Source organism: Streptomyces sp. P9-2B-2, from assembly GCF_030406865.1.
Lineage (GTDB): Bacteria > Actinomycetota > Actinomycetes > Streptomycetales > Streptomycetaceae > Streptomyces > Streptomyces platensis.
Genome location: NZ_CP129126.1, coordinates 7,538,816 through 7,552,653 on the forward strand (window position 1 = coordinate 7,538,816; position 13,838 = coordinate 7,552,653).

Here is a 13,838-nt window from a genome sequence, read left to right on the forward strand (position 1 = left end):
TCGACGTGGTCAAGCACGGTGATGAGGAGAACTCGCAGGGCGAGACCGGTTCCGGCTCTGACGGCCAGGAGGGGAACCCCTCGCAGGGCTGTGGCGACAACTGATCATCTGGCACGCCCGTTGATCGAGTAGGTGAATCGGCCCCGCGCCGGAAGACTGGCGCGGGGCCTTCCAAGGAGGAGCACACATGGCACGGGGCATGTCCGACACCAGTCGGGTTACGGTATTTCCGCTACTGCACCGCTGGTCAGAGCTGCACAATGGACCGATGGGCCGGTGCATCGTCGCGTATGCCGAATCGGGTGAGGGTGGAGTGGACGCCGTTCTCGGGGTGGTCCTGCGGCCTGACCTGGTGGACGGCACTCCGTCGCTCATGGATGTGGCGGCACGCCACGAGCCCAGCGGTTACGGCCCCAAGGGCCCCAATGCATACGGTTCCTGGCTCGCCTGCCTCGGCTGGAGCGCCCGGGTGACACCGAAGCGGGGGCAGCTCAACATCCCGACGGCCAGCTGGGAACTGGACGTGCACCAGTCGGTCCGCAATTTGCAGCCTCAGGGGACCACAGCCAAGTCCGTTTATGGCCACGTCAATGTGCACGTCGGCGCGTTCCGGTTGACGGACCCGGCGCTGATGGCCGAGGCCGAGGGGGTGCTCGCTCGCACGGGCCTGTCTGTGATGGAGCAGTTGCAGCCGGCTTAGTCCTGCCCCGAAATGGGTCCCGCCCGGGCGAACGGACGGGGCACTTTCGTCGCACCATTCCGCTCGGGGCTTCGCTACGAATCCCGGGGCCGCCTTCATCATCGGCGAGGTCGTCCGCCACCACCGGGCGATCGACGACCGTACGCACGAAGAGGCGACGGCGGAAGCAGCGGGACCGGCGGCGGGCTGAGCCCCGTACGTCCCACCGGACGGCATGGCAGCGCCCGCGCGGCAACGATCCGCGTGGGCGTCCTCGTCTCCGGTGCGGCGCGCAGGGCCCACCCCGAAGAGCGCGGCTCCTGGTGACGAGGGTCGTGGCGTTCCCGCCATGACGCACCACCCCCGGAGGCCCCTCGATGGCCGCCCCGGGGCACGCTCCACCCGAAGAATGGCGCAGCTCCTCCTTGACCGTCCGGCCCCACGGTCGCCTCACCCAGCTGGCCCCGCCGCCCCAGCGGAGTGACACTCGCCATACCTGACGCCGGACCGTCTCGCAGTGTCGCCGCGCCCACTACCGTCCAGTAACACAGCTCCTCCGGGAGCCGACCGAGCGCCACCACCCTGCCCCTCCGGCCGTGCACCGAGAGCGGAGACACATGATGGCCACCACCCCCGCATCCCCCGCCGACCCGGCGCGGAGCGATCGCCCCGCCCCGACGCTCATACTCAAGCCCGGTACGTCCTGGCAGGACGCCTGGCAGCGCAGCCTGGCCGTGGCCCCCGAGGCGTTCCGCGACGACCAGGCCCTCAACCTCTGGGGCGCCACCTGGCATCCGGACGGCCACCCGCTGCCCGCCACCAGCCCCGTCGACGGCAGCCCGGTCGCCGGCCCGCCCCGGCTCGACGCGGCCGCCGCGCTGCATGCCGTACGCGCCTCCCTCGACCAGCACCGGGCCTGGCGTCAGGTCCCGTTGGCCGAACGCAAGGCCCGGATCTCCGCCACCCTCGACGCGCTGACCGAGCACCGTGAACTGCTCGCCCTGCTCCTGGTCTGGGAGATCGGCAAGCCCTGGAAGCTCGCGCAGGCGGACGTCGACCGGGCCATCGACGGGGTCCGCTGGTACGTCGACGAGATCGACCGGATGCTCGTCGACCGCACCCCGCTGCCCGGCCCGGTCAGCAACATCGCCAGCTGGAACTACCCGATGTCGGTCCTGATCCACGCGATGCTGGTGCAGGCGCTGGCCGGGAACGCGGTGATCGCCAAGACGCCCACCGACGGCGGTCTGGTGTGTCTCACCCTCGCCTGCGCGCTGGCCGCCCGGGAGGGCGTCCCGGCCACCCTCGTGAGCGGCAGCGGCAAGGAGCTCTCACCCTCGCTGGTCCGCTCGCCCGAGATCGGCTGTGTGTCGTTCGTCGGTGGCCGGGACACCGGCGCCCGGGTCGCCACCGCCGTCGCCGACCTCGGCAAACGCCATATCCTCGAACAAGAGGGCCTCAACACCTGGGGCATCTGGAACTTCACCGACTGGCCGGCCCTGACGCCGCTGCTCCGCAAGACCTTCGACTACGCCAAGCAGCGCTGCACCGCCTACCCCCGCTTCGTCGTCCAGCGCGAGGCCTTCGCCGACTTCCTCGCCGCCTACCTCCCGGCCGTCCGCAGCGTCCGCTTCGGCCACCCCCTGGCCGTCGCCGACCCCGCCGATCCGCTCCCCGAACTCGACTTCGGCCCGCTGATCAACGCCGCCAAGGCCAAGGAACTCGCCGACCTCACCAACGAGGCGATCTCCCGGGGCGCGGTCCCCCTGCACCGCGGCAGCCTGGCGGACGGTCACTTCCTGCCGTCCCAGGACACCTCGGCCTACCTCCCGCCCACCACGCTCCTGGCCCCGCCCCCGTCCTCCCCGCTCCACCACGCCGAGCCCTTCGGCCCCGTCGACACCCTCGTCCTCGTCGACACCGAGGCGGAGCTCCTCGCCGCCATGAACGCCAGCAACGGCGCCCTGGTGGCCAGCCTGTCCTGTGACGACCAGGAGACCTACGACCGCCTCGCACCGCAGATCCGCGCCTTCAAGGTCGGCCACGGCAAACCGCGTTCCCGGGGCGACCGCGATGAGCTCTTCGGCGGCTTCGGCAACTCCTGGAGCGGTGCCTTCGTCGGCGGAGAACTCCTCGTCCGCGCGGTCACCGAAGGCCCGGAGCCCGAACGTCTGCCGGGCAACTTCCCCGACTACCACCTGATGCCGTAGCCGGTGATGCCGTAGCCGGCGCCCAGGACCGGCGTCAGCCGATCCCCTGCCGGTCGGGGGACGAGGCGAACCGCCGGTCCGGGGCCGCCGGTACCGCGCGCTCCACCGCCTGCAGCAGGAGCGTGCGGTGCCGCAGCAGCGGCTCCCGCCGTGGCTCCGGTGCGAGCCGCAGCAGATCGTCGATCCCGGCCAGCATCCGCCGGGTGACCTGCGGGCTGTGCGGCGCGGCCGCCCGGATCTCGGTCAGCCCCAGGTCCACCAGATCGGCCCAGGCCGGAACGTTCTGCACCAGCCGCACCGCACCCCGGCGGTCCCGGTGGTGCACCGCCCCGAGCGGTCGCCCCACCACCGCCGCGAGGATCTGCACGATCCGGTCCAGGCACTGCACGGCCGTGGTCGGATCGTTCACCGCGGGCGACAGCGCCCGCAGCGCGATGTCCGACAACTGCCGCAGCCCGAGCCCGAGATCCTGGTGAAAGGTGCGCTCCACCCCCACCGACACCGTGCGCCGCAACGCCCACCGGGGCGGCACCGTCTCGCCGTGCACGGCCAGTACCGGCGTCCCCGGCAGCACGAAATCCCCGATCCGCGGCAGCAGCCGCAGCACGACCCCCTGCCGCCGTGCCACCCGCACCAGCCGCGCCACATACACATCCCGTACGACCCCGGCCCGGCCGGTGTGCGCGACCCGCCCCGTCTCGGCCGCCAGGGAGCCGCCGTCCTCCGAGCCCTCCTTGCCCGTGCCCTGCCGCGCCAGCATCCGCAGCGTCTCCCGGGTGATCCGGTCGACCACGGGACCCACCTGCATCAGCCGCAGCGTGGCCGACACATACGCGATGAACAGCACCAGACTGAGCACCACCAGGACCATCGTCAGCAGGCTCTGCACCACGGGCACCGAGGTGACCCGCCGGATGTCGGTCTCACTCTCGTACGAGGTGAGCACCAGCAGCGAGAACAGGAAGGTCGCCAGGAAGACGCTGAGCGTGAGCTTGCTGATCCGGCTCCGGATGAAGATCCGCACCACCCGCGGGGTGAGCTGACCGCTGGCCATCTGCACCGCGACCAGCGAAATGCTGAAGACCACCCCGATGAAGGTCATCATCGCCGAGCTGATCGTCGTCACGATCGTCCTGGTGTCCTCGGCGATCGAGACCAGCTCCCGCAGTGCCGCGTACGCCTTCTCCCGCTGGAGCAGCGCGACGATCTCAAGATCGAGCGTCGACGCACCCCACCACAGCAGCCCGGCACACACCAGCCCCGCCGACGGCGCGAACCAGAAGGTGTCCCGCAGATGCTCCCGTAGCGGCGACAGCGCACGTGGCCTGCGGGGACCAGTGATATGCGCGACTTGTCCCTCATTGCCCATAAAACGAGGTTATGTGGGCAGCGGATATGCAGGTGAAGGGCACTCCGAAACCTTGGTATTGTTGTCCATGTCGCCGCGGGGAACGCCCCGTGAAGATCACACCTAGTCCGGGTGGCGGAATGGCAGACGCGCTAGCTTGAGGTGCTAGTGCCCTTTATCGGGCGTGGGGGTTCAAGTCCCCCCTCGGACACCAACGAAAACCCCTGCTGAGCAGGGGTTTTCTGCATTTCCGGGGAGCGGGGCAAGAGATGTCCAAATTGCCTGTTCCATACCCTTTGTTTGGGAGTATCCTGAAGACCGGCCTACGGGGCGAGCGAGGGAGTTCGACCGGACTGGCCTCGGGGAAGGGAGTTCTGGCTCTCGCCGAGGACAAGAGGAAAGGTCGGGCTGAGAGGCCGAAAGGTCGTAAGACCGGACGGCGACCCCCAAGCACCTGATCCGGACAATGCCGGCGAAGGGAGCCCACCTCGTAGGTCTTTGCCTGCCCCGGTCATGCGCTCCGCATCATGTCCGCGCACTTCTCCCCGATCATCATCGTCGTGATGCACGGATTCACCGCCGGCAGGAACGGCATCACCGAACCATCGGCCACCCGCAGACCCGTCACGCCCTTGACCCGCAGCTGGGGGTCGAGCGGGGTGGCCTGGTCGTCGGTGGCACCCATCCGGACCGTGCAGGCGGGGTGGTAGACGGTGTTGTGGGTGGTGCGGATGTAGTCGAGGAGCTCGGAGTCGGAACGGGCGGAGGGGCCCGGGGCGAGTTCGGTGCCCGCCCAGTCGGCCATCGTGGGCTGGGCGACGATCTCCCGGGCGAGCCGGAGCCCGTGGGTCATCACGCGGATGTCGTGCTCATCGGTGAAGTAGCGCGGGTCGACCCTGGGCTTGTCACGGAAGTCGCGGGTGCGCAGCCGTACGGTGCCCAGGGAGCGGGCGCGGGTGACGTTCGGGGTGAGGCAGAAGGCGTTCTCCGAGGTCGGGTAGCCGCGGCGGTAGGTGTTCATGTCGAAGGGCACCTGGCCGTAGTGGAACATCAGGTCCGGGCGGTCCAGACCCGGCTCCGTGTCGGCGAAGATGCCGATCTCCCACCACTGGGTGGAGGAGCGGACCATGGGCTGCTTGGCGTCCCACATGATCACGCCCTCCGGGTGGTCCTGGAGGCTGGAGCCGACGCCGGGGGAGTCCACGATCGGGTCGATGCCGGTGGCGCGCAGATGGGTGGCCGGGCCGATGCCGGAGAGCATCAGGAGCTTGGGGGAGTCGATGGAGCCGCAGGAGACGACGGTCTCGCGGCGGGCATTGACGGTGCGGGTGTGGATCAGGTCGGGGGCGAGGTAGTCCACGCCGGTGCAGTGCCGTGAGGAGTCGAAGTTCAGGCGCCTGGCCTGGAGGCCGGTGCGTACGTCGAGGTTCTTGCGGGTGCCCATGACGGGGTGGAGATAGGACACCGAGGCCGAGGAACGGGTGCCGTCGGGGCGGCAGTTGATCTGGAACCAGTTGGCGCCCCGGATGACGGTCTTGCCGGTGTTGAAGGCCGCGGTCGGAATGCCGGCCGCCGTGCACGCCTCCAGGAGAGCCACTCCGCACGGGTCATCGGGCGGGACGGTGCGCAGGACGACCGGGCCGTCGTGGCCGTGGTGGTCACCCGGGCCGTCGTTGTTCTCCAGCCGCTGGAAGAGCGGGAAGCAGTCGGCCGCGCTCCAGCCCGTACAGCCCATCGCGGCCCACTCGTCGAGATCCTCGGCCGGGGTCCAGAAGGCGATACAGGAGTTGTGCGAGGAGCAGCCGCCGAGCACCTTGGCGCGGGCGTGCCGCAGAAAGCTGTTGCCGTTCTCCTGCGGCTCGACCGGATAGTCCCAGTCGTAGCCGGACTCCAGCAGCCCCATCCAGCGGTCCAGGCGCAGCACGTTCTCGTCGCCGACATCGGACGGGCCGGCCTCCAGCAGGCAGACGGTGACCGCCGGGTCCTCGCTGAGCCTGGCCGCCACGACGGCGCCGGCCGTGCCGCCGCCGACCACGACATAGTCGAACTCGTCCACAGGAGCCTCTTGGGACATCGTGCCGTCTCCAGATCAGGGGGTGGGGTTGCCGGTGTCGCCCGGGGTGCCGCGGTCCGGGTGGACGGCGGCGTGCATGGCGAGGACGCCCGTCTTCTTGCGCTGGACGAACCAGTAGTAGGCGAAGCCGCCGAGCGCCACGACGCCGATGAAGAGGAAGGCGCCCCAGCGCAGATACCAGTGCTGCGGGCCGGTCGCGTTGTAGACGGCGGCACGCGGCCAGGCGAGGTTCAGGGACATCGCGATGCCCCAGCACACCGCCAGGATGTTCACCGGGATGCCGAATTTGCCGAGCGAGAACTTGCCCTCGGCCGGGGTCCAGTTGCCCCGCAGCCGCTGGATCAGCATCGGCAGGGTGACCGACAGATAGGCCAGATAGATCATGATGATCGCGATACTGGTGATCACCGAGAAGATCTGCGGCTGGTTGACGTTGATGACGAGGATGCCGATCGCCACCAGCCCGATGATGACGGCCGGCAGCACCGGCGTCTGGAAGCGCGGGCTGACCTTGGCGAGCAGGGAGGCGGCCGGGAGGTTGTTGTCCCGGGCCATCGCGAACGCGAGGCGGATACCGGCGGTGTGCACCGCCAGTTCGCACACGGTGATCGCGATGACCACACACCAGAGCACGATCTGCCCGATGGTCGAGCCGAGCGTGGAGAGCACCACGTACTGGAGACCGTCCACCTTCAGCTGTTCGGCCTGGAGATCGGGCACGGACATCAGGGCGAACAGCAGGATCAGACCGCCGATGAGGAAGGACGCGATCAGCGCCCGGAGGATCGCGCGGGGGGCGTTGCGGCCGGGGTCCTTGGACTCCTCGCCGAGTGACGAGGCGGTGTCGAAGCCGTACATGACATAGGCCGAGGCCAGCGACGCGGTCAGGAACGCACCGAAGTAGCCGAGGTTGTCGCCCGCGCCCAGACCGAAGGTGTCGGTCACGACGTCGGGGCCGCGGGTGACATGCGCGGCGAGCAGCAGGATCAGGACGATGGCGGCGATCAGCTCGATCGCCACGCCCGCGGAGTTGATCCGTGCCATGAGCTTGACGCCGAAGGCGTTGACCAGCGTGGTGAACGCGATCAGCACGGTGCCGAGCAGGACGGCGTTCTCGGCCGCGGACTTCCCGGTGCCGTCGCCGATGAACTGGAACCACGACGAGATCTGCGGCAGCGTCACCTGGTAGGCCAGCGCCACCGCGGACAGCGAGACCATGGTCGCGGTCACCATCATCCAGCCGCCGAGCCAGCCGATGTGCGGGCCGCCGAGCTTCTTGGCCCAGTTGTAGACCGAGCCGGCCACCGGATAGCGGGCGGCCAGTTCACAGAAGCACAGCGCCACCATCAGCTGTCCGGCGAAGACCATCGGCCAGGACCACCAGTACGCCGGTCCGCCGTGGGCGATTCCGAAGTAGAACAGCTGGAAGGTGCCGGTCAGGATGGAGATATAGCTGATGCCGGCGGCGAAGGTGTGGAAGTTGCCCAGGGTGCGCTTGAGTTCCGGCTTGTAGCCGAGCTCGGTGAGCGAGTCGTCGTCGTGCGAACCGTCGGCCCGGGTGCCGGGGCGGGGGGACTCGGGGCCGGTCACTCGAACCACCTCTGGGGCCGTGGCGCGGTGTTGCGCCAGACGTGCTTGGCCTCCTGGTACTCGGCCAGCCCCGCCGGCCCCAGCTCGCGGCCGACGCCGGACTGCTTCATCCCGCCCCACTCCGCCTGTGGCACATACGGATGGAAGTCGTTGATCCACACCGTGCCCGCGCGCAGCCGGGCGGCGACCCGGTGGGCCCGCTCGCTGTCCTGCGTCCACACCGCCCCGGCCAGCCCGTACACCGTGTCGTTGGCGAGCGAGACCGCCTCTTCCTCGTCGCGGAACCGCTCGACGGTCAGCACCGGGCCGAAGCTCTCGTCCCGGACGACGGACATGTCCGGGGTGCACTCGTCCAGCACGGTCGGCAGATAGTAGAAGCCGTGCGACAGCGAAGGATCGTCCGGCGGGGAGCCGCCACAGAGCAGTACGGCGCCCTCTTCCAGCCCGGCCGCCACATACGCCTCGACCTTCGCGCGGTGCGCGGCCGAGATCAGCGGGCCGGTACGGGCATGCTCGTCGAACGGTCCGCCGAGCCGGATCCGCTGGGCGCGGGAGACCAGTTCGTCGACGAAGGCATCGTGCAGCTCCTCCTGGACGAGCAGCCGGGCGCCCGCCGAGCAGACCTGCCCGGAGTGCAGGAAGACGGCCATCAGGGCGTAGTCGACGGCGGTGTCGAAATCGGCGTCCGCGAAGACGATGTTCGGGTTCTTGCCGCCCAGCTCCAGGGCGATCTTCTTCACCGTCGGGGCCGCGGCGGCCATGATCCGCCGGCCGGTGAGCAGCCCGCCGGTGAACGAGACCATGTCCACCCGCGGGTCCTCGGTCAGCAGCGCGCCCACGGCCGGGCCGGTGCCCAGCACCAGATTGGCGGCGCCGTCGGGCAGCCCGGCCTCGGCCAGCAGCCGCATGAGGTGGACGGCGGTGTGCGGGGTCAGCTCGCTGGGCTTCAGGACGAAGGTGTTGCCCGCGACCAGACAGGGGGCGACCTTCCACGCGGTCTGGAGCAGCGGGTAGTTCCACGGGGTGATCAGCGCGCAGACACCGACCGGCTCGTGGCACACCGTGCTGGAGATCTCCGCGGCACCGGCGTCCACCACCCGGTCGGTGCCCCCGGCCGCGCCGAGGTTGCCGAAGTGGCGGAAGCAGTTGGCGATGTCGTCCATGTCGTAGCCGCTCTCGATGAGCCGCTTGCCGGTGTCCAGCGACTCGGCCTTCGCCAGCACGTCCCGGTCGCGCTCCAGCAGCTCGGCGACGCGCAGCACCAGCCGGCCGCGCTCGGCCGCCGGGGTGCGCGGCCAGGACCCGTCGTCGAAGGCCGTGCGGGCGGCGGAGACGGCAGCCGCCGCGTCCTTCGGCCCGCCCTCGTCCACGGTCGCGACCAGCGTGCCGTCCGCGGGGCAGCGGATCTCGCGCACCTGCCCGTCGGCCGCTGCGGTCCACTGACCGCCGATGAACAGCTCGGGCATGCTGGTGCCTCCGGTCTCCGGGCTCGTACGGGGCGGCCGTGGCAGGGCCCGGCCGCCCTCGCCGACGGCGTCAGGCCGCCGGTCGGCCCGCCGTGCGGACCTCGGTGACGATCACTGAACCGAGAGTAAGACGGGCGGTGCGGCTCCGCACGGTACGAGGGGCCGGGGGAGCGGCACCGGGTGGGGCCGACGGAGTGACCGGTGCGGCGGACGGGACAATGGAGGGATGGGCAGCGAGCTGAGCCGGGAGCGGAAGCCGGGGCGGGAGCGGGAAGGGACGGCCACGGGGCCGCACCCCGTGCCCGATGCCGCGGCCTACCTCTCCGGCCGCTGGAGCATCGAGCGCACCGTGGACGACCTGCGGAACGGCCCCCGGGGCAGTTTCCGCGGCACCGCCGAGTTCCGGCCCGACGCGACGGGTGAGGCGCTGCTGCACCACGAGGAGGGGCAGCTGACGTGGGGCGGGACGGTGCGTCCCGTGAGCCGCACACTGCGGCTGCGGCCCCGCCCGGACGGCACCGCCGCGGTCGACTTCGCCGACGGCCGGCCCTTCCACGACCTCGACCTCAGAACCGGCCGGTGGACCGCCGTCCACCCCTGTGCCGCGGACCGGTACGAGGGGACCTTCACCGCCGTCGGGCCGGACGAATGGCAGCTGGAGTGGCGGGTCGGCGGCCCGGCCAAGGACCAGCTGCTGTGTTCGGTGTACCGGCGGCTGGGGTGACGGCGGCAGGGTGACCGTGGCCGGGTCGGCCGCTGTACACCACGCACGGCGCCCCCGAGGACAGGTGTCCCCGGGGGCGCCGGTAGTCGTTTCGCTGCGGGATCAGGCGGCGGGCAGCTTCCCCCGTCCGAAGAGCTTCCGCTCGTCGTGCAGGGCGAACGGCGTGGTCCGCAGATCGGCGATCTGAATACCGAAGATCTTCAGTTGCAGCATCAGCTCGGTCTTCAGGTCGTAGCCCGCGCTGAGCGCCCACGCCGGGGCGCCGCCATCGGTCGCGCCCGCGGCCCGCCCGGTGAGGTGGACGGACAGATCACCGCCGACACCCGCCGTGTCGTACAGGAACACCTCGGCACGCGCCCCGATACGGGCCGTCGCGGAGGCCGCGCCCTCGACCCGCGGCGTCGCGCCCTTCGTCTGCTGCCGCGCTTCGTGCAGCGGCTGCCATCCGTTGCCGCGGTCGTACTTGGCACCGACCGCGAACGAACCGGAGGTGCGCTGGTCGGCGTCGAGCACGATGCGGCCGTCCGCGTTGAAGCGGTAGGTGAAGGTGACCTCGGTGCTGACCACGACGGGAACCGGGCCCACCCAGAAGACGTGCCGTCCGGTGACCGCCGCGATCGGCACCGCGACCTGTCCGGTGTCCGCGGCGCCGCGCACCTTGCCGTGCACCTGCCAGCCATAGCCGTAGGAGCCGCCGAGGCCGATGGCGGCCCGCTGCGGCAGCAGGTTCAGCCCGCCGCGCTTCTCGTACTGGAAGATCAGCTCGGGCCGGAACGACACCTCGCCGGACAGCCGGGCAGGAGACTTCGGGGTCGCCTGCACGCCCTTGGGCAGCGGCACATTGAGCCCCAGCCGCAGGGTGGTGAGCGCCTTCCGCGCCTCGGGCGGCAGCGTGCCGTCGGAGGAGGCGGGGGACGGGCGGGTACCGGAGGGCACGAGTTGGGTGCGGACCCCGGCGGAGTCGGAGGCCGAGGGGCTCGGGGAGCCGGAGGCGGTGGCGTCCGGGCTGCCGGACGGCGTGCCCGGCTCGCCGGACGGAGCGGCCGTGCCGCCGCTGTCCGCACCGGGGCGCTTCTGGACGGTGACGCCCGAGGAGAGCGGCTTGACCGAGATCTCGCCGGGCCGCAACGCCGTGCGCTGGTCCACGTTCTGATCGCCGAGCAGCTCCGAGAGCGTGGCGGGGGCGGTGGTCACCCGGACCTTGCCGTCGTGGGTGCCGGTGACCTTGCGGACCTTGAACAGCGCACCCGAAGGGGCGTGCCGGTTGGGCGCGGCGGCGACCACATCCCCGGACCGTACGGTCTTGCCGACGGACGGCTTGAGCTCCGCCTGCTTGCGGTGCGCGTCGTACGACGAGAGCTGTACGGAGACCGAATTGCCGGACGGGCTGGGCGCGTCGGACGGCCTGGCGACCGCGGCACCGCCTTCCGGACCGGTGGCCTGGGCATCGTCCGGCACGGCACCGGGCGCCGTCGGCCCGGCGGCCGGTATCCCGGCCGAGGACGTGCGCGGCTTGTCGGGACCCGAGAGCAGCGCGTGGGTGCCGAGGGCGGCGGGGACGAGTACGCCGACCGCGGCGGCGGGCACCGCGATACGACGCCAGGAAACAGCCATGGGATTCCTTGATGATGCGGGGGGTGACGGGGAGGAACAGCAAGGCCGGGCGCCGAACGCCGGGACGAGTCCGGACGGCTGGGGAAAGTCGTCCAAGTTCGAACATCTGTAGGGGTTCGGGCGGCTTCCTCGTAGCATGGCGACGAATGATCGCTTTCGCCATGGGGAAAGACACCGAGTCGGGAGGGGACGGGTGGAGACATCCACAACGGTGCCGGAGTCCGCCGCCGCGCTGCACGCCGGAATCGACGCGCTCACCGACGAGGTCATCGACGGCCTGCGGTCCCAACTCCCGTCCTACGCCGCGGTGTCGCCGGACCGGCTCCGGCCGAGGGTGCTGGCGTCGCTGCGCAACGGCCTCTCCCTGGTGGAGCGGTGGGCCGAGGAGCGGCGGAGCGCGCGCGGCGCCGGCCGCGGCGACGGCCCCGCGTACGGCATCGCGGAGACGCATCTCGACGAGGTGACGTCCCTGGCCCGCTCCTTGCCCGTCGAGGACGTCATCTCGGCCTACCGGATCGGCACGGACATCGTCTGGCGGCGGTTCAGCGAGGAGATGACGGCCCGGGGCGGGACCGCCGAGGACCTGCTGCCGATCGCCGAGACCCTGCGCGCCTGGGTCGACGCCAACACCCTGCGGATCGTGCGCAGCTGCCGGGTCGGCCTCCAGGGCGACGACCCGACGGCGGAGGGCCGGCTTGCGGCCATGGTCCGCGCCCTGCTGCTCGGCGAGGCGCGGTGGGACAAGTCCCTCGGTGCCTGGGGCGCCGGTGACGGCCCGGCCGACGGGTACAGGCCCGAGGGCCACGCCGAGGACGCGGAGGCCGTGGACGGCTCCTACGAGCACAGCGCCCTCCGCCTCCCCTTCCGTGCGCGACTGCCCGACGTCTCCCCGCCCGGCGAACCGGACGGCGCCCCGGCCGCCGCGGGCCACGCCGGCCCCGGTGACCGCGCGTTCCACCGGACCGTCGCTCTGCTGCGACCCTGGCTCGCCCTGGACGAGGCGGGGCGCCCGCTGGTCACGACCGTGGACGGGGAGGTGGCGGGACTGCTGGTCGGGCGCCCGGCCGGGCTGTGCCGCAGCCTGATCCTGGGACTCGGCGCCCCGGCCCCCGCCTCCGGCGTCGCCACCGAATTCACCCGGGCCACCCAGGCGTTGCGGGCCGCCGCCGGATTCGGGCTCGTCGGCGCGTACACCCGCGAGGAGCTGGGGCTGCGGGCCGCGGTCGTGGCGCTGCCGGCCGTCGGGGAGCAGCTGGTACGGCTCCGCCTGGCCCCGCTGGACGAACGGGGCGAGGACGGCGTCCAGTTGGCGGAGGCCGCGGCCGCCTATCTACGACAGGGCCTGCGCCTGGACGCTGCCGCGCGGACCCTCTACGTCCACCCCAACACCCTGCGCAACCGCCTGCGGCGCTTCGAGGAGATCACCGGCACCAACCTCCGCGACCCGGCCGATCTCGCCGAGGTCTGGTGGGCGCTGACCCACCGCCGGTTCCATGCGCCGCCGGACTGAGGCGTCTGCCGCAAGCTGCCACGAAACAGGAACCGGGCGACGGCCGGGTTGCCTATATTCCTGTTCATGCCCGAGATACAGCTGCTCCGCCCAGGCCACGCCCCCGCGCTGCTCGCCTTCGAGCAGGAGAACCGGGCCTACTTCGCCGCGTCCGTCCCCGACCGGGGCGATGACTACTTCGTCCGGTTCGACGAACGGCACCGCGCCCTGCTCGCCGAACAGGCGGCCGGTGTCTGTTACTTCCACGTCCTGGTCGGCGCCGACGACGAGGTGCTGGGGCGGGTCAACCTCGTGGATGTCGCGGAGGGCGGTGCCGAACTCGGGTACCGGATCGCCGAGCGCGCCACCGGCCGGGGGCTGGCCACCCGGGCCGTACGGAAGCTGTGCGACCTGGCCGCCACCGACTATGGGCTGACCACCCTGCGTGCCGCGACCACGCTCGACAACGCGGCCTCGCGGGCCGTGCTGGCCCGCTCGGGGTTCACCGTCGTCGGGGAGAGCCAGTCCTGTGGTCGCCCCGGGCTGTCGTATCGCCGGAGCCTTGCGAAGGCCGGCGCTCCGCCGACCGCCGGTTAGGGCCTGCCCCGGGCCGTGCTCATCCGGTGGCCCGAAGCCTTCGCACC

At 71.3% G+C, this 13,838-nt stretch carries 10 protein-coding genes and 1 tRNA gene; 6 read left to right on the top strand and 5 right to left on the bottom strand.

The annotated features are described in order from the left end of the window. Positions 1-268 precede the first annotated feature (268 nt). Both QT196_RS33155 and QT196_RS33160 read left to right on the top strand, forming a co-directional pair. Entirely contained in the window at positions 269-700 is a 432-nt protein-coding gene (locus QT196_RS33155) for a hypothetical protein (protein WP_168482384.1), read from the top strand. Between the two features lie 599 nt (positions 701-1,299). After that, positions 1,300-2,889: an aldehyde dehydrogenase family protein gene (locus QT196_RS33160; RefSeq protein ID WP_168484150.1), complete on the top strand. Its 1,590-nt coding sequence runs from the start codon at positions 1,300-1,302 to the stop codon at positions 2,887-2,889. 34 nt (positions 2,890-2,923) lie between these two features. Here QT196_RS33160 and QT196_RS33165 read toward each other — a convergent pair whose 3' ends face one another. Then, the gene (locus QT196_RS33165; protein ID WP_266732274.1) at positions 2,924-4,258 is read right to left on the bottom strand and encodes a DUF2254 domain-containing protein; all 1,335 of its coding nucleotides are present in this window, start codon (positions 4,256-4,258) and stop codon (positions 2,924-2,926) included. A 105-nt stretch (positions 4,259-4,363) separates the two neighbouring features. On the opposite strand from QT196_RS33165, the gene QT196_RS33170 reads away from it, so the two are divergent. After that, positions 4,364-4,451, top strand: a tRNA-Leu gene (locus QT196_RS33170). 297 nt (positions 4,452-4,748) lie between these two features. Here QT196_RS33170 and QT196_RS33175 read toward each other — a convergent pair. The 3 genes from QT196_RS33175 to QT196_RS33185 are packed head-to-tail and all read right to left on the bottom strand — an operon-like array spanning position 4,749 to position 9,367. After that, positions 4,749-6,311, bottom strand: coding sequence for a GMC oxidoreductase (locus QT196_RS33175; protein ID WP_266732276.1), 1,563 nt, complete (start codon positions 6,309-6,311; stop codon positions 4,749-4,751). Positions 6,312-6,326: 15 nt separating this feature from the next. After that, positions 6,327-7,901, bottom strand: a complete 1,575-nt coding sequence (locus QT196_RS33180) for an amino acid permease (RefSeq protein ID WP_266732278.1) — start codon at positions 7,899-7,901, stop codon at positions 6,327-6,329. Continuing rightward, positions 7,898-9,367, bottom strand: coding sequence for an aldehyde dehydrogenase family protein (locus QT196_RS33185; protein WP_266732280.1), 1,470 nt, complete (start codon positions 9,365-9,367; stop codon positions 7,898-7,900). Before QT196_RS33185 ends, QT196_RS33180 begins: the two co-directional genes overlap by 4 nt. Positions 9,368-9,593: 226 nt before the next feature. Between QT196_RS33185 and QT196_RS33190 the strand changes: the two genes are divergently transcribed. Beyond that, on the top strand, positions 9,594-10,091 hold the full coding sequence (locus QT196_RS33190; protein WP_168482389.1) for a DUF6314 family protein: 498 nt from the start codon (positions 9,594-9,596) through the stop codon (positions 10,089-10,091). Positions 10,092-10,193: 102 nt separating this feature from the next. Here QT196_RS33190 and QT196_RS33195 read toward each other — a convergent pair whose 3' ends face one another. Continuing rightward, complete coding sequence (locus QT196_RS33195; RefSeq protein WP_168482390.1) at positions 10,194-11,705, bottom strand: hypothetical protein; 1,512 nt, start codon at positions 11,703-11,705, stop codon at positions 10,194-10,196. Between the two features lie 193 nt (positions 11,706-11,898). Here QT196_RS33195 and QT196_RS33200 point away from each other — a divergent pair, with 193 nt between their 5' ends. After that, positions 11,899-13,215: a PucR family transcriptional regulator gene (locus QT196_RS33200; RefSeq protein WP_266732283.1), complete on the top strand. Its 1,317-nt coding sequence runs from the start codon at positions 11,899-11,901 to the stop codon at positions 13,213-13,215. 66 nt (positions 13,216-13,281) lie between these two features. Then, the gene (locus tag QT196_RS33205; RefSeq protein WP_168482391.1) at positions 13,282-13,791 is read left to right on the top strand and encodes a GNAT family N-acetyltransferase; all 510 of its coding nucleotides are present in this window, start codon (positions 13,282-13,284) and stop codon (positions 13,789-13,791) included. The last annotated feature ends 47 nt before the right edge of the window (positions 13,792-13,838 follow it).